This window comes from Pseudoalteromonas sp. P1-11, from assembly GCF_001399995.1.
Taxonomy (GTDB): Bacteria; Pseudomonadota; Gammaproteobacteria; order Enterobacterales; family Alteromonadaceae; genus Pseudoalteromonas; species Pseudoalteromonas atlantica.
Genome location: NZ_LJSP01000001.1, coordinates 515,711 through 536,343, shown reverse-complemented (window position 1 = coordinate 536,343; position 20,633 = coordinate 515,711). Strand labels below are relative to the sequence as shown.

The following is a 20,633-nucleotide window of genomic DNA, read 5'->3' as shown; positions in this document are numbered from 1 at the left end:
CATTTAATAATAGTGCGTATTTGCTAACGTTAATTTCTTTCTATATTAATGAGCCATTATCATGAAGTACTTGCTTAGCAGTGCAATTATTTTACTGTGCTTAGGGTGTGCTAAATTAATAATGCACTTAATTGGTGGCAGCTTCCCTGCACCGCTCCTTGGCATGGTTATTTTACTGAGTTTATTACTGTTAGGTGTAGTGAAAGAGCACCATATTAAACCCTCGGCCTCCCCTATTTTAAATATTATGCCGATATTTTTTATACCCGCGGGGGTAGGATTTATCGAGCACATTGCACTTATTAAGCTGCATTGGCCCTATTTGGTTTTGGTTATTTTGCTCGTCCCTGCCAGTACGCTTTTACTGGTAAGCAGCGTTGTTGGCTATGTTAAAGGTAAAAATAACAATGACTGAGCTGCACCTTACGCTATGGTACTTAACAACTCCCGCTATTATTTTGCTGTTTTTATTATTAAGAGCGTTTAATAAACACTGGCAGCACAGCATAGTAAAGTCGCTCACCAACCCAGTGTTTTTAAGTATTGCGATTATTGCCTTAGTACTTGTTAATTTAAAATTACCTTATGCTGATTTTTCTAGGCATAGCCAACTACTTAGTTGGCTATTAGAGCCTGCTATAGTGGCACTGGCCTTACCTTTGTATCAGCAGTTTATACATGTCAGAAAAAATCTACTGTTAATAGTAAGCACCTGTAGCTTAGGCATTATTAACGCCACAGTGGTGGCTTTTATTTTAAGTATTTTATTTGATGTACCCGCCAATTTAAGCGCCTCCGTAGCAGCATTAAGTGTAACTACGCCTATTTCGTTAATAGTTACTGAGTCTTTAGGGGGGATTAGCTCCCTTGCCGCAGCATTAGTTATATTTATTGGCTTACTAGGTGCGCTCTTTGGGTTAATGCTCATTAAGTGGATAGGTGTTAAAAACCACCAAGCTCAAGGAATAGCAATGGGAACTGCGTGCCATGCTATAGGCACCGCAGCAGCACTGGACGAGCACCCAAAAATAGGCGCGTTTTCCTCGGTTGCTATGGCTTTAAGCGCATTATTAACCGCCATAATAGTCCCCGTGCTATATCCTTTTTTAGTCAACACTTTGCTATAGTTAGCAAAAAATAATTACGCAATATAAAGAGCCCACTATGATCAGTTCTGAAATAGAACAATTTGAAAAATACTACACCATGCTCACTGAGTATTTAGTTACCTACAGCATGCAAATTGTGGGTGCCGTTTTTATTCTTATACTGGGTTTGTGGGTTGCTAAAAAACTCTCAAATTTAGTCGCTAAATTGATGGCTCGTCATAATGTCGATATCACGCTTACCAGCTTTGTCAGTAACGTGGTAAAAGTATTGCTTATTGTGATGGCTGTAGTGATAGCGCTTGGCAAAATAGGCATTAGTGTTACCCCCTTTGTAGCGGCTATAGGTGCAGCCTCTTTAGGTGCGGGTTTGGCCTTACAAGGGATGCTTTCAAACTATGGCGCTGGCCTTGCTATTATTGCCACGCGCCCTTTTGTGGTAGGCGATACCATTGAAGTAAAAGGGGTCAGCGGCCAAGTAAAAACAATTGAGCTGGGTTACACCATTTTAATTGATGAAGAAAAAGTAGAAATCACTATTCCTAACAAGCACATAGTGGGTGAAATTATTCACAACTCGTTTAGCTACTCGTTAGTTAAAGGAGAAATAGACATAGCCTATACTGCCTGCGCTGATACCGCTGTTAGCCTTATTGAAGAAGTATTAAAGGCTCATGATCAGGTGGCTCAAAACCCTATTTTTCAAGTAGGCATAGAGCGCTTTGCCGATAGCGGCGTAACCATTAGTTATCGCTATTGGGTGCCTACAACCAAAATAATAGAAACCAAACTTGTTATTAACGCAGGCGTTTATAAAGCCATTAATAGCGCTGAGATAGAAATACCCTTTCCGCAGCGGGTGGTTACTATTAAAGAACGCGACCTTTCTTAATAAAAAACAAAGCCGCTTAATGCGGCTTTGTTGTTTTATAGCTTAAAGCAGTAATAAACTGCCTAACCCTAAAAAGGTCACAAACCCAACTATATCGGTAACCGTGGTTAATATTACCGAGCCAGAAAGCGCAGGGTCTATTTTCATTTTGTCTAAAATAGACGGTATAACAACCCCAGCTAACGACGCAGCCACTAAGTTAAGCAATATAGCAACGGTAATTGTAATGCTTAGCATTATGTCGCTAAACCAAACAAAGGTGAGCGCGCCAATCACTAATGCCCACACTAAGCCGTTCACCGCCCCTACCCGTAGCTCCTTTTTTAAAAGTGCATTGCGGTTAGAGTCGGTTACCTGGCCAAGCGCTAAACCGCGCACTATTACCGTTAAAGTTTGACTCCCGGCGATTCCGCCCATAGAGGCCACCACAGGCATAAGTACCGCCAGTGCCACAACCTGCTCTATTGTTGCGCCAAATAAGCCAATAAACCAAGATGCTAAAAACGCAGTGGCTAAATTTATACCCAGCCAAATTCCCCGGTTTTTAGCACTTTTTCTTACACTGGCAAACAGGTCTTCGTCTTCGCGTAAACCACCAGCTTTGGCCGCAGCTTCGTCGGCAATTTCTTGGCGTAGTTCGTATGCCGAGCTAATGGTTAAACGCCCGACTAATTTGTTATCGGTATTAACCACCGGCATGGCCATTTTTTCACTGTGAATAACCACTTCTGCCGCTTCGTATAAATCATCATCAGCATGTAATGATGAAAAATCATAGTTTGCCAGCGCCAATAGGTTATCGCCTTCATCGGCTTTTATTAAATCATTTACTGCAAGTTCACCTATTAGGCTGCCTTGGCGGCTAACTAAATACACAACTTCGCTGTATTGCGGCAAACCTTTGTGCAGTAATTTTTTAACGCCTGCAATTGTTGCTTTTTCAGTTATTTTTAGAAAGTCGAAACCAACCCAGTGACCTAATTGCTCAGGCGGATACTGCTGAGCAAGATCGTATTGTTTCGTTTGTGCTTCATCGAGTTGCTTTTTAGCATAATCAACAAAGCGCTCAGGAATAACCTCTTCAAGCTCAAGTAATTCTTCAACATTCACTTCATCTAATAGCGCGTATGCCTCGCTATCATCTAAGGTTTGTAGTAACCATAAGCAGCTGTCATCGCTCAGGGTGACAAATATTTCATGCTGCGTGTCTTTATCTAATAGCTGCCAAATTTCTAGACGCTGTTCTTTTGGGATGGCTTCAAAAAGTAGCGATAGGTGCTCAGTAGATAAATTAAGCTGTGCATCGGCTAAAAGCTGGCTTTTTTGCGTGTGTGTTTCGCATTGTAATAAATCGTTTATTAGCTGCGGTAGTTGGTCGACTGGATACTCAATCATCTTGAAACCTTAAATTTAAAAATGCACATTGCTTATAGTTTACTTGAACAATAAAAAATTGCAGAAAAAACCTAAACTTATTAAGACGCTTTAAGCTTTGATGGTTGAAACTGCGCTCATTATTTTTGCGCATTGTAGGGGTAAAAACACCAGCGATACTACTGTTTATTTTAAAAATTAAAAAAGAAATTTTTGGCCTTATTTTTAGCCAAAAAAAAGCCCATAACGCTAAGCTGTTATGGGCAAAGTCACACAATGAAAAAAGGGGAATTAAAATCTATCGGTTAAGTTACGTATTAGGTCAGAGTCTACAAACTGCGTGACCATTGCAGCACCCCATGCATATGCACGTTGTATTGGGTAGCCTTTAAATATCCAGCGTTTACGAACATGGTTAAAACGCTGTAAATACTGCTGCTTAGCACGCGGCAAAGGTGTACTACTTAGCTTATCCCACGCTTTATATACGCCCGACATGTCAGAGCCGCGCATAAAACGTTGCAACCAACGCGCAAAGCGCGAAAAGCTAATGGTTGACTGAAAATCAATGATATAAGGCTTGCCATCGCTACCACATAATATATTGCCCATATTACGTAAATCTAAATGCACAATGCCTAGGCGGTGCATTTTTGCAACTTGGCGTTCAAGCTCAATAAAAAATTCAACAGGCAACGTCTCACCCTGGTGTATTAAGCTCCTAAGCGGCGTGCCTTCTATGTAGTCATACGCCACCGCTATCGGCGATAAACGGCTAAACCGATTAGCAACTGCATCAAGCTGTGCTAAGCGGCTCAACCCTTTAAATTCTTGATTTACAGAAAGCTTGGCAAAGGTTTTACGAATAAACCACGGGCTTTGGCTAAAGTCTTTTACTATTAAGTCAAACGTATCATCTTTGTACCTGTATACAATTGCGTTCGCAAAACGCCCTTTATGAACAACACTTAAATACTGTTGCATAAATACATGTTCAGGAAACTGCTGCTGTAATTGTGATAACAACTTATTTTCAATCATAACAAACCTAACAAGATGATAACTTTAATTGCCTAGGCAACTATATTAGCAAAGTTGGATTTGCCGCACAATTAGATCTAGTACTTAGCAGGCTAAGTTTTTATTGAAACAGTATCGCTAAAATGTTGATAATCTTTTTTAGAGATTTAAGAAGGTGTATCTAGGTTGTTTATTGCTCGGTTTAGTAAGTCCATAACGCTGTGTTTTTCATTTTCAGAAAAACCGCTAAGTGCTTTTTCGTACACTTGATTTACTAAGGGCATTATTTGCGGATAAAGCGCTTTGCCTTTATCACTTAAACTTAAAAGTGTAGAGCGTTTATCAAACTCACATTGTGTTTTTTCAATTAAGTCTTTTTCTTCTAAACGCTTTAACAAACGGCTCATCGCCCCTTTATCGTACACCATATGATCGCTCAGTCCGGCTAATGTGTTTACTGAGCCACGCGCTAATAGCACTACCACAATATATTGCGCAGAGGTTAAGTCCATACAATCGAGTTGGGCATCGATGTGTGTGGCAATTTTTGAACGTAAAAACGATATCAACCGGCCTAGGTCTTGCTCTGCTACGAGCGTTTCGGGGTCAGCGTTTTGTACTGAAGGCATACTTTGTTGCATATTAGGGTTACTCTGTTTATTCAAAATGCGTGTAATAGACTACACATAATTAATAAAATTCCCTAGGGTTAGCGAACTTTCAAAAATAAAAATTTGTTCTAGCTAGGGTCTGACATGTTTGGCGTTAATACGCCTATGCCTTTGCAGCAACCTTAAAATATCAGCACAGCTTTACCAAATAAAAGTACGTTGCTAAAAATTCAACTTCAAAAAGTAAACTCCCCCTAAACCATTTTGTATTTAAAATAAAAAGCCGCAACATAAGTTGCGGCTAGTAGTGGTTTATGCAATGCCGTTTTAAATTTTAAACCTTAAACTGCCCTATTAACTGTCCTAAGTTTTCACCGCGCCCTGCTAAATGCTGGCTAACCTCAGAGGTGGCCTTACTTGCTTGGGTTAGTTCATTAACAATTTCTTGAATGGCAAACACATTACGGTTTATCTCTTCTGTCACTGAGCTTTGCTCTGTTGCAGCGGTTGCAATTTGCGTACTCATGTCGTTAATGGTGGTAACCGACGTAGTCACAGCACCTAAACTTTGCGATATATCGCGCGATGACTCAACTGAGCGATTACAACTTGCTTGGCTCGCCTGCATGGCATTTACCGCGGCGCCCACTAAGTTATGTAATTCACTTAGCATTTCACTAATTTCATGGGTACTAAGTTGTGTACGACTCGCTAAGCTCCTTACTTCATCAGCCACCACGGCAAAACCCCTACCCTGCTCGCCGGCACGTGCGGCTTCTATGGCGGCGTTAAGTGCAAGCAAGTTAGTTTGCTCGGCAATGCCACCTATTACACTAAGTACACTGTCTATTTTTTTAGATTGCTCACTTAAAGAATTTACCTGATCAGCAGCTAGGTTAATTTCGCCCATAAGGTTGGAAACTTCACTTAGTGAAATATCTACGCACTCTTGCGCTTTTGCCACTTCTAGCGTTGCCGTATGAGTAGACTCAGCAACTTGCGTGGTATTTTTAGCCACTTCGTGAGAAGTAGCCGACATTTCGGTAATCGCTGTGGCAACTAAATCTGTTTCGTGGTTATGATTAAGCAGTTTATTTTCAAACAGTTTTGTTTGCGAATTAATATCGCTTGAGGCATTTTTTACATCATTAGTAACATCAGCCACATTACTTATAATGCTTTGCAGCTTGCTAACAAACACATTAAACGATTCGCCCAACTGCCCTATTTCATCGTGCGTATGTATAGCTAGGCGTTTTGTTAAGTCGCCTTCACCTTTAGCAATATCATCTAAGCTTTGGCCCATTATTTGGATAGGTTTAACCATAGCGTTAGAAGCTAAAAGTGCGCCCACTACGCTAACCACAACCCAAAATAAGGCAATTAATAACAAGGTGGTTATTTTTTCGCGAGTATGCGATTGCATAGTTTGTTTATAATTTGCAAGCTCTGTTTGTATATCATCCATATAGGCACCCGTACCAATCATCCAATCGGTACCTGGTATCATTACGGCATAGCCTATTTTCTCTACTAACCCGTTGGTATTTGGCTTTTGAAAATGGTAATTAAATGCCCCGCCACCTTTACGTGCTTGCTCTAATAATCCAACAATTATTTTTTTACCATTTGGGTCTGTCATCCCTATTTTATTTTGCCCCTCAATAGCACTTCCTAACAAGGCATGGAACACACTAACGCCGCGTGTGTCGTAAATAAAAAAGTAACCGTCGTCACCAAAAGTAAGCTCCCTAAGGACATTTTTAACACTTTGTGTTGATCCGTTATCCAACTGATGGCGTACCAACTTGCTTGCTATTTCCACTTCAGTGGCAAGTAACGTGTGTTTGTCTTTAATGAGTTTAGATTTAATTGTTTCAAAATTTTGTTGCTGGTTTTGTGATTCTAAATAGTACGAGCTGGCCATTAAGCTAATTAATAACAAGCTCAACGGTAAAATAGCCAGTAATAAAAGTTTATTTCTCAAGCTTAAGTTACTCATTAAATCTCCACAAATAGGTATGCACGTTATCACTGTCTGCTTTGCAGTAATTAACGCAATAAAGTAAGCATTTAATATGTCACTATTTATATCAATTTATAAATAGCGCAGGGGGTTGCCAAGGGCTGGCAAGGTGGGCGCATTATAATTAGATTACAGCGCTTTAGATATACATTATTACTCGACATTAGTCGCAATTTTTTATCGAAAACACTGTGCAGTAAGGCGTTTTCATTACCTTTTACTTAGTTAACACTCAAGCAATTCCACCACTATTCACCTCACATTAAGGTAGCCAGGCATTTTTATTTAACATATAATCATCACAATTCTAATAATAAATACTTATACAAAAAGCGGGACAATGTTCAACGTTAACTTAGGCTGTGGTTTTTAAAAATAATAATGAAGTACTTCTTATGTCTAACGTTGTTGATTTGTTTAAACGTGTGCGCTCAACCTGCTAACAAGAGCATTGCCTTTTATTACTCATCCCCCATGCCGCTGGCTGAAATGACCTTTTATTCACGGGTTGTTGTGCAGCCGCAAAGCATCACTCCACACGAACTTAATTGGCTTAAAGAGCGCAACATTAGCGTATTCGCTTATTTAAGTGTGGGAGAATCGTTTACTGAAAATGAATCCTCAGTAGCAAAAAATCCACACTGGAATAGCCATATTGCTGATTTAACCGCTGAGCATTGGCAACAACACCTGCAAAAACAAGCACGTGAATTACAAAAACGAGGCTTTAACGGTTTATTTTTAGATACGCTCGACAGCTACCAATTATTAAAACCCGATTACGATAAAGCGGCTCAACAAGTGGGGCTTGTGAATATAATTAAAGGTTTGTCGAGCACATTTAACAAACATTTAATTTTAAACAGAGGGTTTGAGCTACTGCCACAGCTTAATGATTACGCCTCTGATTTAGTTGCAGAGGGGCTATTTAGCCACTTTAATCCAGTAAATAACAGCTACAAACTTACCACTGAGAACGATCAAGCTTGGTTAAATGAAAAGCTCCATAAAGCACAATCACTGGGCTTTAACGTACAGGTAATTGATTACGCTAAACCACAGCAGCGCCTTGCGATGGCTAAGCAGATTATTGCCCAAGGTTATGCTCCTTGGGTTACTGATGGGCACCTTCAAACTTGGGGGACATCAAATATACAGCCTGTGCCTAGGCGCATACTTATTCCATACAACAGTAATGTAAAGCCACTTATATACACCACGGTTCACTTAAAGCTTGCCACAATGATTGAGTATTTAGGCTACATACCTGATTACATAGACATGGCTAACACGCCTTTACCTAAAGTAGATACCAGCCTTCATGCTGGCATTATCTCTTGGACGACGAGCGATCAATTTTATAATGCACAGGTTATTGAGTGGCTCGAAAGTAACTTAGGCGTGGTACCGCAACTGGTACTTGGCGAGCTCCCTCCTTCTAATAAGTTACTTAAAAGCTTAGGAGTAGAGCCTTTTAATTTGCCTTCAAATGGGCCTTATAAACTCGCGGCTATGGCATCTTGGCTCAAAGGTGAGTCAACCACTGCGCCCGCTATTGTAAAGCCCTATTTATTAACACTTGCAGAGAATGCGCAATCATTAATATCAATACACGCTGAAGATGGCACCACCCTAACCCAAGGAAGTAAAACTAAGTACGGCGCACTTATCGCTGCACCTTGGCTTATAGATACATTGCCTATGGAGGGCAGTAACTGGGTTGTAGACCCCAAAGCCGTGTTAACTAAGGCAATGGGGCTTGCGCCTATACTTGCCCCAGATACAACTACATTAAGCGGTCGGCGTATGCTAACCCTTCATATTGATGGCGACGGCTTTACGAGCATTGCGCACTTTGCAGGTAAACCTTACGCAGCAGAAGTTGTGCGCGATGAAGTTATAAAAAAATACAAGCTACCACTGACCTCCTCAATTATCCAAGCCGATATTGAGCCTAACGGATTGCATGGCGCTGACAGCCCAAAACTTGAAAAAATAGCCAAAGAAATTTTTGCGCTTCCTTATGTCGAAGTGGCATCACACACGTACAGCCACCCCTATTTTTGGACAGCCTTATCAGGTAGAAAAGAAATAAATAAAGACGACACCGACTACGGGTTTCATTTAGATGTACCCGGATATGACGCCATCGATTTAAATAAAGAAATAACGGGGTCAATAAATTACATTAATGAGCGACTCGCACCAAAAAATAAAAAAACCGTGATGATGCTATGGTCAGGTGATGCAACCCCAGGCCCAAAAGCCCTCGAACTTGCGCGAGATGCCGGTGTAATTAACGTTAATGGAGGAAATACCAATGTAAATGCCGACAATCCAAGCTTGTCGCATATATCACCTATTGGCCGTCCTGAGCGAGATTTGCTGTATCAAATATACGCGCCCATTTTAAACGAAAATGTTTACACCAATTTATGGCACGGCCCTTACTATGGTTTTAAACGCTTAGTAGAAACATTTGAAATAACCGAAAAACCATACAGGTTAAAGCCTTACACAATTTACTTTCATTTTTACTCTGGCGAAGTGCCAGCAGGGCTTGATGCGCTGCATTACAATATTGATTACGTATTAGCCAAAGAAAATACCCCGGTGCATTTAAGTCAATATGCACGCATTGCCAAAGACTTTTATTTTTCTGCGCTTGCTAAAAATACGCGTGGCGAATGGCTATTTAGTTCTAAATATATAAAAACGCTGCGCTTGCCTGCTATTTTTGATGTGCCCAATATGACTAACAGCCAGGGTATTTTAGGGGTAACCGCGCAAGGAAACTATATTCACGTAGGCGATGAAATAGCCACAATTAACTTTGATCATACAACGCCAGATAACCAACCTTATTTGCTCTCTGCTAATGTCGCGTTTAGTAATTGGCAGGTAAACGGCCCTGTCAGCTTTAAAGCGTGGATTGAGGCTAAAATTGAGCTTAAAAATGCTCGCAATTGTCAATTCATTTCGCATATGGGAAAGCGCTTTAGCGGAAAAACCTTTGGCAATACAGCGCAGTTTACATTACCTGCTGGCGAATTTTATGGCTATTTAAACTGCGCAACAAGGGCTCAATAATGAATAACAAAAAGCGCCCTCACTTAGTATCAGTTAAAACCATTTTAATTATATTAGCGGTTAGTTGTTTTTCACTTTACGCGCTGTTTCCGCACACCTTATTTTTTGAAGACGACTCGCTATCGCAAGATTATACCTTTGAAAAAACCTACTTAAATGCCGCATTAAGTAGCGACCCTAATAATGAAAAACTACGCGCCAAAAAAATAGCCATTCACCTGGGCTTAAATGAGTATTCGCAAGCGACTAACGAGCTTGAAAAACTCCCTAAGAGCGATACAAAAACTGAATTAGAAATAAAACTTTTATACGCATTGTGGGTTGATAGTGGCGCAAATAAAGATGACCGTTTTGAAGAACTAACACTTAAACTTGCGGCATTTAAACACTGGGATAACCAGTTATTAAATATAGCTAAAGCCACGGGGCTCAATGCAAACGTAGCGCAATATTATGAGCAACACGCACAGCCATTATTAGCCGCTGATTTTTGGTTAGGCGCAGGTGAGCCTGGCAAAGCGCTCGCTATTTATAAAACCCACATTAATGCCGATGTAGCCCAAAAAGCCATTGAAACCGCACTGGGTGCTAACAATCCAAAACAAGCTTACACATGGTGGAAAAAATACGGTGATACCGCTAATACCGAGCGTACATTATATTTTGCAAGCTTAGCGGGTGATAATAAAGAAGCCTTAAAAGCAGTAGAAACATTATTAAAAACTCAGCCTAATAACAGCGAATATTTAACCAAAGCCATGCATTTAAACTTAGCCAATGGCAATGCAAACGCAGCTGAACAATTAATCGCAAAGTTATTACTTAAAACACCCAATGATAAAGCGCTGAGGCTTTTAAATTGGAAAATTATGCGCTGGCAAAATAAGCCTAAACAGGCGCTTAAAGAATTTAAATGGTTAATGGCCCATAAAGCCGTTGATGTAGCTATGCTGACCGACAGCATTAATGATGCGAATGCCTTGTACTTATATCAAGATGCCAACGACATTTACGAATATAAAGCGCAAAACCGACAGCTTAAAGGCAACGGATTTGCAAATTGGATGCAAACCAACGAATTTATTGGTAACGCAAAACAAGAGCTTAATCATATTGAGCGCTATGAGCGAATAAATGGAAAAACACCTCTTTCACAATATTGGAAAGCCAAGGTGTTACACGATACCGGTAATTTAGCTGGACTGAGAGCTTTGTGGCCTCACTACGCAGGGCCAAAAAACGAAGAAGACTTACTTTGGCTTGCAAGAGCGCATTGGTTAAACGATGACTTTACAACCGCTTTGGCCATTTTAAAGCAAAAAGCACATAGTAACGATGATGAGTTTTGGGGTGCCCGCGTTGATATGGCTTTGCGTGTAAATGATAAAAAAGAAGAGCTGTACGCTTTAGAGCAATTAAAAAACATTAGCCCACTGAGTGTAGGTGATATGCTGCATTATCAGCAGCTAAAATTTGCCGACAACCCACAAGGGTTATTAAATTACCTATGGCAACAAACCGCACTCACTGATAGACAGTTAATCCAAATTACCTTATTAAGCACGCAAATTGGCGATGAAGAACACGTTACTCGTGCTCATCAGGCTCTTGAAAAACAACGTTATAATAAAGCGCTTTACCCTGCATGGTTAATATTATCAAACTGGTACCAAAATCAAAGTGACTTAAATTACGCATACACAACACTTAACCGCGCAGCAAAACTAAGTGAATACAATCCCGATGTGGTACTAGCGCAAGGCTGGCTTGCATTGCAAATGCACGACACCATTATGATTAAGCGTATTTTAGCCAACTACTCAAGCAATGAACCCAGCCGAGAGTGGGCACAATTACTGGCGAGTTTATCTATTCATCAAAAAGCCTTTAATAGTGCTTATTTTTATCTGCGCCAATTAGCCATTAGTAACCCTCGAGATTTAACTACTTTAGTAAATTTAGCCGATGTTATGAACCAGTTAGGCTACTACGCTAATGCCAGCGAACTTAAACATTATTTATTAAACCATTTACCAAAAGACAAATACGCATACCGAGGTTTAATGATCCAATGGGCCGGCGCAATGGCCGTGCCCCACTTACGCCAATTTAGCAGCTTAGATGACATAGCGCCTGAGGCTATAAACAACGCAACCGCCAACTGGTGGTTAGCCAGACGCGCAGCACAAAAGCTTGAGCCATGGCAAAAGCTACAATTGGCTATGGGCAACGGCGAGTTTAATAAAGTAAAGGCACTGGTAAATACGCAAACGTTAGGCAAAATAGATGAGCTAAGTGCTTTGCTCTATTTAAGGCAGCCTTATGCAACTATGCAGCGTTGGTATGAGGAATTAATACAAGAGCCAACACAAGCCGAAACGTCTTTATTACGTAATGCCCGCACCAGCTACTTTAGAGCATTAGAGATTAACCTATCTCCCGAGGCCGGTTTAAACACTAGCCAGTACGATGTAAATGTTTATTTTCCGTATGCTAAAGGGCAATGGAAACTTAGCATTAGCAATCAACAAAACTTAAATAACAACGGGTTACTGTTTGCCATAGAAGATAAAATGACATGGGGTCGTTGGTACTTTGATGCAAAAGTAGACTCTCATCAGGGCAATTTAATGAGCCGCCAAGGCTTGAGCCTAGATGCGCGTTACCAGTGGGACTCGCGCACGCAGGTAGGTGTAAAACTTGAGCACAACGTTGAAAACCGCCAATCAGAAACCTTACTTAGCTTTGCCAAATTAAATAAAACCACGGCTTATATAAATTACGCTATTGATGGGCGTCAAAACGTGCAGTTCTCGGCAGCCGCCATGGCATTTAAGCGCCGCAGTGATAGCTCAACGCTTGTCAGCGGGCAAGAATATAACGCCCGTTATCAATACACTATTTTAAAAGACCGCCCTATTTGGAGTACTTATTTTAGTGCTCAATGGCAAGACTTTGAACGCACATTAGCCCCTTTAGGCATAGATCAAAGAGCGCGACCGCTGCTTATTGATATACAACCTTTTAGGCGCTTTGCTCTGGGCACTTCGCTTTCGTCAAACTCAAACTTAGCCCCCCCATATTTAGGCGAAAGCCCCTCGTGGTTATTCGACATAAGTACGGGTTATCAAACGTTAAACGATACCCTCGACATTTCAGTATCAAGTGGTGCGGGCTGGTCAGTGCTAGGGGATGATTTATTTAAATTACAGCTGGGTTATCAAAGTAGTAATAAAGTGGGTAACTCAGATACACAATTACAATTAGGCTATTACGTACATTTTTAATGTTAGGAGAGAATATGTTTCGTTTAATCATACCGTGTTTGGTATTAGTGCTCAGTGCATGTACCACCAGCCGTGTGGCTGATGATGTAGAGCTAGGTCCATCAACTACCGTGGCCTTAATGCCTTTGGTAAATCATGCGCAAACCCCCTTAGCTGGTGAACGTGCAGAAGATATACTGGCAAGTATTTGGCAGCAAAATAAGCTTCCTACGTTATTACGTGCACCGCGCAGTAACACTAAAGACCTTCCGCCACTTGACGATCAATACCGTCTTGATAACGCCATGCAGTGGTTAAGCACACAGCAAACAGACTATGTGTTATCAGGTAGCATAGAAGAATGGCGTTATAAAGCGGGCCTAGATGGCGAGCCGGTAGTCGCACTTACACTTAGCTTAACGGCTAAAGGTCAAACAACCCCACTTTGGACGGGCACTATCGCAAAAAGTGGCTGGGGGCGCGACAGTATTGCCGCGACTGCACAAGATGTCATCGCCGATTTAATTTCGTACATTGAGGTTAGTGAGTGAAAACACATTTTTTTCGACCAAGAGAGGTCCCTGAGCTACAAATTTGGGCTGAGGTAATTGTATTTACCGCGCTTGCAATTGTGCTGCCGGTTATATTTAACGCCGAAGACCCCTTTTGGACGGAAAATGGGTTTTCGTGGCCGGTACTTGGGCCGCTGTTAGTGGCTTTGCGCTATGGTTTTTCAAAAGGCTTTATAAGCATATTATGTTTATTAGCCGGGCAATTACTGTTAAGCAAAAGCGAAGTATTAGCGCAACCTAACGAATTTAATATTAACACCATGATTGGTTATTTAATTGTAATTATGATTGCTGGCGAATTCAGAGATGTATGGGAGCGCACTAATCAACAGCAAAGTATTGAGCTTGAATATGTAACTAACCGATTAGAAACCTTTACCCGCCAATACCATTTAATAAACTCATCCCACGACCGGATTGAGCAAATGTTAGCAGGTCATACTCTTAGCCTGCGCGAATCGCTCCAAGCGGTACGGGCCGTTATAGGGCAACTAACACAAAGACGCTTAGACAGTGCGGCAAATAGCATTTTAAACTTATTTGTTGAATATGGTTCCCTTGAAAAAGCAGCGCTTTATAAAGTAGAAAACAACACCATAATAGAGCAACCATTAGCAAGCATAGGTGCTATGGGCGAGCTAAATAGGGAAGATCCCCTTATTAAAGCCATGTTTGAAGAGCGCGAGCTGGTTTCTATAAAAGAGGTTAAAAATAAATTTAGCCAATACCATATTGCTATCCCACTGGTTGATATTAATAACACTATTTACGGGGTAATTTTAGTACAAAGCATTCAATTTTTTGCCCTTAAAAACACCACGCTTACTTTGCTAGCCGTTATGGCCGGTAACATTGGCGATTTGCTGCGTCATGAAATTACCAACCCGGTAATGACCCCACAAGAAACCCCTTATTTTGTAAGGCAACTACGCAGGGCGAATAAAGAAGCTAAACGCTATAATATTCCCTCGCAGCTGCTTAAACTCAAAGCAATGCAAACAAGTGAAGAGTCGCGCCAATTATTAGAGTATTTAAGTGAAGCTCGCAGAGGTTTAGATATTTATCTTTACGATAGTCAAAACCACACACTTTTACTGCTTATGCCAATGGCAAGTGAACTGGACAAAAGTGGCTTTATATCGCGAATTAATACTTGGTGTATCGAGCACTTTGGTAAAACCGTTGAGCAACTGCAAATTAAAATAGAAGAACAAATGGCATTGCCTATAAGCAGCGAACACATCGCTAAGTTAGTTGCATCCCATGATTAAAATTATCGTTGCCGCTTTTATTGGCTGTTTATGTGAATACTTTGCTTTTGCGCATATTTTAGATGCGCCTAACTGGCTGTTAATTGTTTTATTACATGGCATTGCTAGCCTGTGCTTTACCTTTGTAAGCCATGCGTTTATTCCTAACAAATACAAAACCACCTTAAAAAGTGGCTCAGCGCTGTTATTTTTACTGCTATTTACCTTGCCTGTATTTGGTATTTTAGGGGTGGTATTTGCCATTACTTTTGCCCTTAGTAAACCGCTTAAAAACAACGATATTGATATTGTAGAGCACAAGGTTCCTGCCCTGCCCTTTGAAGCAAGAAGTGTCTCAGCAACGCCTATTTACTCAATGGGTGGACTAAAGGCTATTTTAAAACACGCCAGTGAGCCAAATAAACGCCTAAGTGCAGTAATGGCTGCACGGCACATGAGCGATGCCCAAGCTATTCCTATACTCAAACTGGCATTAAAAGACTTAGAAGATGATATTCGCTTACTTGCCTATTCAACTCTTGATAGCAAAGAAACTAAACTGAACGAAAAAATAAGCCAATGCCAGCACACTATAGCCAATACCACGCAACAACCTAAATTGAGCAATCTGCAACGCCAACAAGCCGAGCTTTATTGGGAGCTGAGTTACTTAGGCTTAGCACAAGGCGCACTAAAAAAGTACGTACTAGAAAAAGCAGAAGCACTAACCTTAACAAGTATAAAGTTTAACCCGCAGCCAGCTAGCTATGTGTTTTTAGGGCGAATTCAACTTGCGCTCGGTAAATTAAATGAGGCGCAGCAAAGCTTAAATTTAGCCACGCAATTAGGCATGGCTAGGCGCCACGTATTACCTTATAAAGCCGAAGTCGCCTTTGGATTACACAATTACACAGACTGTCAGCGCTATCTTGAAGAGCTAGCACTACAGCCTAAAGGCTCTGAGTTACGCCATTTACAGGAGTATTGGCATGAGTGAAAAAAAAGCCGACATTTTACTCTTACTTGAAGGCACTTACCCTTATGTACGGGGCGGCGTATCGAGCTGGGTACACCAAATTATAGAAGGCCTGCCTCACTATAACTTTGAATTAGTGTTTGTCGGTGGCGCACCCGAACACTATGGCGACATTCAGTACACGTTACCGAGTAATGTAACTAAGCTGCATGTGCATTATTTAGTTACGCAACACAGTACAAAAATAAAAGCGAAACATGGCGTTAAATATAAAAAAGAACTGTTTGATTTTTGGCAGCAATTGCAAGGGTATTTCCGTGACTGTAAAGACCCAATACCGACGGAGCTTTTAAAGTTTGCCTTTGAAAATCTAGCTAAAAAAAACGGTATCAACGAAGCCGATTTTTTATACAGCGAGTCGTCGTGGCAGGTGCTGGCAAACTATTATTTAACCTATTGCGATGAATCGTCATTTATCGACTTTTTTTGGTCGTACAGAAATTTGTATAAACCACTGTTTAAAATAGCCGAAATAGCCCGTTCACTCCCCGATGTTAAACTTATTCATTCTATTTCGACAGGCTATGCTGGCATATTGGGCGCAGGTGCAAGCGTTATACACAACACGCCATTTTTGCTTACCGAGCACGGTATTTATACTAAAGAGCGTAAAATAGATTTAATACAGGCCAGCTGGATAAAAGAGTCTGAACAAAGCCTAGGTAAAAACCTAAATACTGAAATGGGCTTTATTCGCCGAATGTGGATCAGCTTTTTTGAGCAAATTGGCCGCACTACTTATCATCAAGCCGACAAAATCATCTCGCTTTATGAAGGGAATAGACAAAGGCAAATTAAAGATGGTGCCAGCGAAAGTAAAGCCTCGGTAGTGCCTAATGGTATAAAAACAAAGCGCTTTGTGGATGCGCTTAACGCGAGACCTAAATCGGTCCCTATGGTGGTTGGGTTAATTGGCCGTGTAGTGCCAATTAAAGATATTAAAACCTTTATTCGTGCCATTAAAGAGGCCCAAGCCGAGCTGCCAGACATAGAAGGCTGGATCATAGGCCCTTTTGAGGAAGACCCACAGTATTACAAAGAGTGCCAGCTACTAGTAAGCAGCCTAGATTTAGACAAAAACATTACGTTTACCGGCATGAAAAACATCGTCGAAATACTCCCAAAGCTAGGTATTATTGCGTTGACTTCAATTTCTGAAGCTCAACCATTAGTGCTGCTTGAAGCAATGGCAGCAGGCGTACCTGTACTTGCAAGTGACGTGGGCTCGTGCCGAGAAATAATAGAAGGGGCAAGCGAGGAAGATAGGGCCCTTGGTAAAGCTGGCGAAGTAGTTTCTATTGCCTCACCCAGCGAAACCGCACAGCAAATAATCACCCTATTGGAAAATGAGCAAACATGGTATCAGTACCAACAAAACGGCCTCAACCGTGTTAAAACATACTACGACGAGAGCCATATGTTTGCCCGCTACGATAAACTTTACAAGGATACAATCGCATGGCCGGAATAGGTTTTGAGATACGTAAAATTCTCAAAAAAAACACCCTACTCTCTGTTTTTGAAGCATACGGTTATGCGGGATTAATAGGCTCAGGCCCTTGGCTGCTTTCTATCATTGCGCTCATGCTAATTGGTATTTTAAGCCTAGGTGTCGTGCTGCCAAAAGTATTAATTATTCAGTTTTTAACGCTTATTACGTATATGATGGCAGCGTCCCTTATATTGACCGGCGGTCTGCAGCTATTATTAACGCGTTTTGTTGCCGATCTGTTTTTTCAAAAAAAGGACGAGCAGGTACTGCCTAATTTACTTGGCGCGCAGCTTGTTACCACCCTTGCCGCATTACTGATTGGCTTAGCTGTATGGCCAATACTACCGCTACCTGTTGTGACTAAAATAATAATATTAGGGGCGTTTGTAAGCTTATGTAACCAATGGCTTGGCGCTATATTTTTGTCGGGAATGAAGGAGTACCGGCTTATTTTAGTAACCATGTTAAGCGGTTACAGCTTTATGGTGTTACTGGCATTTTTACTGCGCGACTGGCAAATAGACGGGTTGTTTTTTGCTTTTTTTGCCGGTGAAGCACTGCTCTTTTTTAGCTTTTTGTTTATGATTATTCGTCGCTACCCTGGCGGTAAACTCATTAGTTTTGATTTTTTAAACAATAAAAAAGTGTATTACAGCCTATTTTTTTGTGGGCTTTTTTACAACATAGGCGTGTGGGCCGATAAAATTATTTTTTGGTACTCCCCCGCTACCTCTATTCAAATTATAGGCACATTAAGAGCAAGCCCTATTTACGACTTACCTATATTTTTAGCCTATTTAACCATTATTCCTGGAATGGCGGTATTTTTAGTCAGAATGGAAACCGACTTTGTAGAACAATACGACCGTTTTTATACCGCCATTAGAGGCGGCTCATCGCTCGAAGAAATTTTTTACCTAAAAGATAAAATGGTGCAAACAGCGCAAGGCGGCCTTTACGATATATTTAAAATCCAAGGTATAACCGTTGCGTGCTTATTACTGTGGGGCGAGCAAATACTGACCTTTATAGGCATAGACCCTAACTATAAAACACTGCTGTTTATTGATGTGGTGGGTGTAGGTGTACAGGTTATATTTTTGTCTATCTTAAATATTTTATTTTACTTAGATAAGCGTGCCACCGTATTATTTTTATCTGGGCTGTTTTTGTTTATCAATATCGTATTTACGATTGCCTCAATTGCATTAGGGCCACAGTTTTATGGTTACGGTTTTGCGCTCTCGACCATAATTACATCTGTAATTGGTCTTTATTGGCTATCAAAACAATTTGAAGAGCTTGAGTACGAAACTTTTATGCTGCAGTAGCACCGCCGTACCATTAATGGTAACTTACAAAAGTAAAGCTAACTTTAATTAAAAAGGACTTATCTTTAATGAAAAAAGGAATAACCACGCGCTTTAATATCTTTGCAACCATAGCTTTGTGGGCTATTAGCTTGTTGTATACGTTAATGACGTTTGATGTAGGGAATGCATATCAAAGGAATAGCCTTATTGATATTTATATACAAACATTCACAGTAAAAATGGTGCTACTGCTAGCAATGTGGATTATAAGCGCCTGTATTTTGTCGGCACTATTTAAAGAAGTTTGGAACCGTTTAATTTCAGACATCTTCAACCTTCGCTTAATTGGTTTGAACGAGTCTTATACCTTATGTGTTTTAATAACATGGCTGTTATTGAGTTAAATCTTTGCTCTTAAATTTTGAGTAAAAGGTAAAAAAAGGTAAAAGGTAAAAGGTAAAAGGTAAAAGGTAAAAGGTAATCAATATTTAACAATGACCTGCTTAGTATTGGCAAAAAAATTGCCAATACTTTTTATGCTAACGTGATTACTAACCATGAAACATATATTACTTACTCACCCAGCGCGCTTTAAAACCACGCGTATCAACATGTATAAATGCACCGCGATGCGATTTTGGCTCGTAAACACCTAAACCGCCAAGTAAGCCTTTAAATGATTCTCGCTTAGCGAGCGACTCCACTATACTAGCCATAGCTTGTGCATCACCAATAGAGTGCTTGCCGTCTTTGTTTATATCATCCATACGGTAGTCGCCGTCGTTATCTATAAATATATCGGCAGCGTCGCCAAACACATGGCGGCTAAGCTTTACGTTACCAATGGCTTTGTTGTAATAAGGGGTGCGGTAACCGCTCATTACCACCATATTTTTAACCGGTATGTTTTCTAAAATCAGCTCTTTGCGTATTTTTTCAAGTTTAAGTAACAACTTGTTTTGTAAGAATAAGTATTTAGGGTGCTTACTTCGTTGCTTACTCACAAATTCTTTAAGAGAAAAATGCGGTGATATTTTTATATTTTCGTTCTCTGGGGTCACCTTTACAAAACCATCGGGCACTATGTAATGCTTACTATCTTTAATTTGTGAGGGCGTTGGGTAATGGCCAATGTGGTAATATTTAAGCTTTCCACCTTGTACTTCATCTGCAGGTACTTTAACAAACACATTAATTGTCATACGTTGCTTTTTGTCGGGGGATTCAATAATTACCCGTGTTAAGCCAGGCTTTTTAGGCGCCTGCCACTGCCAGCGGTTTGTATCCGTTAAGGTGGCGTTGCTATGGTTATTAAGTAATGAATAGGGTCGTTTTGATTGTGCGTAAAGCACTTCAAATTCAACGGCCTCATTAGGCATCACAAATACAGAAAACACCGAATACGGCATTACTATGTCGTTAATTTTTAGGCTAAACTCTGCATCTTCAAAATTTGCTTTATTTTGAATATCAACGCTTGGGTGTGCTTTTTTCACGGGCTCGGCGGCATAACTACCTACGCTTACGCAAAGCGCTAATACGCCCCCTAAAATACTCGGTATAAACGGCATAAATCCTCTCATAG

16 protein-coding genes are annotated in these 20,633 nt (G+C 40.7%); 11 read left to right on the top strand and 5 right to left on the bottom strand.

What is annotated here, in order from left to right:
• Positions 1-61: 61 nt before the first annotated feature.
• Genes AN390_RS02410 through AN390_RS02400 form a run of 3 tightly spaced genes read left to right on the top strand, consistent with a single transcriptional unit; the run spans position 62 to position 1,998 of the window.
• Complete coding sequence (locus AN390_RS02410; protein WP_004586211.1) at positions 62-415, top strand: CidA/LrgA family protein; 354 nt, start codon at positions 62-64, stop codon at positions 413-415.
• On the top strand, positions 408-1,127 hold the full coding sequence (locus AN390_RS02405; RefSeq protein ID WP_095206717.1) for an LrgB family protein: 720 nt from the start codon (positions 408-410) through the stop codon (positions 1,125-1,127). Before AN390_RS02410 ends, AN390_RS02405 begins: the two co-directional genes overlap by 8 nt.
• Before the next feature lie 37 nt (positions 1,128-1,164).
• Positions 1,165-1,998 (top strand): mechanosensitive ion channel family protein, encoded by an 834-nt coding sequence (locus tag AN390_RS02400; RefSeq protein WP_055252866.1) that lies wholly within the window; start codon positions 1,165-1,167, stop codon positions 1,996-1,998.
• 42 nt (positions 1,999-2,040) lie between these two features.
• Here AN390_RS02400 and AN390_RS02395 read toward each other — a convergent pair whose 3' ends face one another.
• From AN390_RS02395 to AN390_RS02375, 4 genes are all read right to left on the bottom strand, one after another.
• Positions 2,041-3,393 carry a magnesium transporter gene (locus AN390_RS02395; protein WP_024033089.1) on the bottom strand — a complete coding sequence of 451 codons (1,353 nt, stop codon included), beginning with the start codon at positions 3,391-3,393 and terminating at the stop codon, positions 2,041-2,043.
• Positions 3,394-3,663: 270 nt separating this feature from the next.
• Complete coding sequence (locus AN390_RS02385) at positions 3,664-4,413, bottom strand: serine/threonine protein kinase (RefSeq protein ID WP_024033091.1); 750 nt, start codon at positions 4,411-4,413, stop codon at positions 3,664-3,666.
• Positions 4,414-4,559: 146 nt separating this feature from the next.
• Complete coding sequence (locus AN390_RS02380; RefSeq protein WP_052026274.1) at positions 4,560-5,033, bottom strand: MarR family winged helix-turn-helix transcriptional regulator; 474 nt, start codon at positions 5,031-5,033, stop codon at positions 4,560-4,562.
• A gap of 304 nt (positions 5,034-5,337) precedes the next feature.
• Entirely contained in the window at positions 5,338-7,005 is a 1,668-nt protein-coding gene (locus AN390_RS02375; protein ID WP_029774564.1) for a methyl-accepting chemotaxis protein, read from the bottom strand.
• 405 nt (positions 7,006-7,410) lie between these two features.
• Here AN390_RS02375 and AN390_RS02370 point away from each other — a divergent pair, with 405 nt between their 5' ends.
• From AN390_RS02370 to AN390_RS02335, 8 genes are all read left to right on the top strand, one after another.
• Positions 7,411-10,119, top strand: a complete 2,709-nt coding sequence (locus AN390_RS02370) for an endo alpha-1,4 polygalactosaminidase (RefSeq protein ID WP_055252864.1) — start codon at positions 7,411-7,413, stop codon at positions 10,117-10,119.
• Positions 10,119-13,406, top strand: a complete 3,288-nt coding sequence (locus AN390_RS02365) for a tetratricopeptide repeat protein (RefSeq protein ID WP_055252863.1) — start codon at positions 10,119-10,121, stop codon at positions 13,404-13,406. Before AN390_RS02370 ends, AN390_RS02365 begins: the two co-directional genes overlap by 1 nt.
• A 14-nt stretch (positions 13,407-13,420) precedes the next feature.
• Positions 13,421-13,936 carry a hypothetical protein gene (locus AN390_RS02360; protein ID WP_055252862.1) on the top strand — a complete coding sequence of 172 codons (516 nt, stop codon included), beginning with the start codon at positions 13,421-13,423 and terminating at the stop codon, positions 13,934-13,936.
• Positions 13,933-15,228 carry a PelD GGDEF domain-containing protein gene (locus AN390_RS02355; protein ID WP_055252861.1) on the top strand — a complete coding sequence of 432 codons (1,296 nt, stop codon included), beginning with the start codon at positions 13,933-13,935 and terminating at the stop codon, positions 15,226-15,228. Before AN390_RS02360 ends, AN390_RS02355 begins: the two co-directional genes overlap by 4 nt.
• The gene (locus AN390_RS02350; protein ID WP_055252860.1) at positions 15,221-16,204 is read left to right on the top strand and encodes a HEAT repeat domain-containing protein; all 984 of its coding nucleotides are present in this window, start codon (positions 15,221-15,223) and stop codon (positions 16,202-16,204) included. Before AN390_RS02355 ends, AN390_RS02350 begins: the two co-directional genes overlap by 8 nt.
• Positions 16,197-17,714, top strand: coding sequence for a GT4 family glycosyltransferase PelF (gene pelF, locus AN390_RS02345; RefSeq protein WP_055252859.1), 1,518 nt, complete (start codon positions 16,197-16,199; stop codon positions 17,712-17,714). The genes AN390_RS02350 and pelF overlap by 8 nt, the downstream gene beginning before the upstream one ends.
• On the top strand, positions 17,702-19,066 hold the full coding sequence (gene pelG, locus AN390_RS02340) for an exopolysaccharide Pel transporter PelG (protein WP_024033100.1): 1,365 nt from the start codon (positions 17,702-17,704) through the stop codon (positions 19,064-19,066). The genes pelF and pelG overlap by 13 nt, the downstream gene beginning before the upstream one ends.
• Positions 19,067-19,134: 68 nt before the next feature.
• Positions 19,135-19,452: a hypothetical protein gene (locus tag AN390_RS02335; protein WP_024033101.1), complete on the top strand. Its 318-nt coding sequence runs from the start codon at positions 19,135-19,137 to the stop codon at positions 19,450-19,452.
• Between the two features lie 165 nt (positions 19,453-19,617).
• Here AN390_RS02335 and AN390_RS02330 read toward each other — a convergent pair whose 3' ends face one another.
• On the bottom strand, positions 19,618-20,619 hold the full coding sequence (locus AN390_RS02330) for a D-Ala-D-Ala carboxypeptidase family metallohydrolase (protein ID WP_055252858.1): 1,002 nt from the start codon (positions 20,617-20,619) through the stop codon (positions 19,618-19,620).
• Positions 20,620-20,633 lie beyond the last annotated feature (14 nt).

Bases quoted from the DNA above. Each gene is read 5' to 3' on its own strand.
- AN390_RS02375 (WP_029774564.1), bottom strand. From the start codon at position 7,005: ATGAGTAACTTAAGCTTGAGAAATAAACTTTTATTACTGGCTATTTTA.
- AN390_RS02395 (WP_024033089.1), bottom strand. From the start codon at position 3,393: ATGATTGAGTATCCAGTCGACCAACTACCGCAGCTAATAAACGATTTA.
- AN390_RS02365 (WP_055252863.1), top strand. From the start codon at position 10,119: ATGAATAACAAAAAGCGCCCTCACTTAGTATCAGTTAAAACCATTTTA.
- AN390_RS02330 (WP_055252858.1), bottom strand. From the start codon at position 20,619: ATGCCGTTTATACCGAGTATTTTAGGGGGCGTATTAGCGCTTTGCGTA.
- AN390_RS02385 (WP_024033091.1), bottom strand. From the start codon at position 4,413: ATGATTGAAAATAAGTTGTTATCACAATTACAGCAGCAGTTTCCTGAA.
- pelG (WP_024033100.1), top strand. From the start codon at position 17,702: ATGGCCGGAATAGGTTTTGAGATACGTAAAATTCTCAAAAAAAACACC.
- AN390_RS02360 (WP_055252862.1), top strand. From the start codon at position 13,421: ATGTTTCGTTTAATCATACCGTGTTTGGTATTAGTGCTCAGTGCATGT.
- AN390_RS02410 (WP_004586211.1), top strand. From the start codon at position 62: ATGAAGTACTTGCTTAGCAGTGCAATTATTTTACTGTGCTTAGGGTGT.
- AN390_RS02335 (WP_024033101.1), top strand. From the start codon at position 19,135: ATGAAAAAAGGAATAACCACGCGCTTTAATATCTTTGCAACCATAGCT.
- AN390_RS02380 (WP_052026274.1), bottom strand. From the start codon at position 5,033: ATGCAACAAAGTATGCCTTCAGTACAAAACGCTGACCCCGAAACGCTC.
- AN390_RS02400 (WP_055252866.1), top strand. From the start codon at position 1,165: ATGATCAGTTCTGAAATAGAACAATTTGAAAAATACTACACCATGCTC.
- AN390_RS02350 (WP_055252860.1), top strand. From the start codon at position 15,221: ATGATTAAAATTATCGTTGCCGCTTTTATTGGCTGTTTATGTGAATAC.
- AN390_RS02405 (WP_095206717.1), top strand. From the start codon at position 408: ATGACTGAGCTGCACCTTACGCTATGGTACTTAACAACTCCCGCTATT.
- pelF (WP_055252859.1), top strand. From the start codon at position 16,197: ATGAGTGAAAAAAAAGCCGACATTTTACTCTTACTTGAAGGCACTTAC.
- AN390_RS02370 (WP_055252864.1), top strand. From the start codon at position 7,411: ATGAAGTACTTCTTATGTCTAACGTTGTTGATTTGTTTAAACGTGTGC.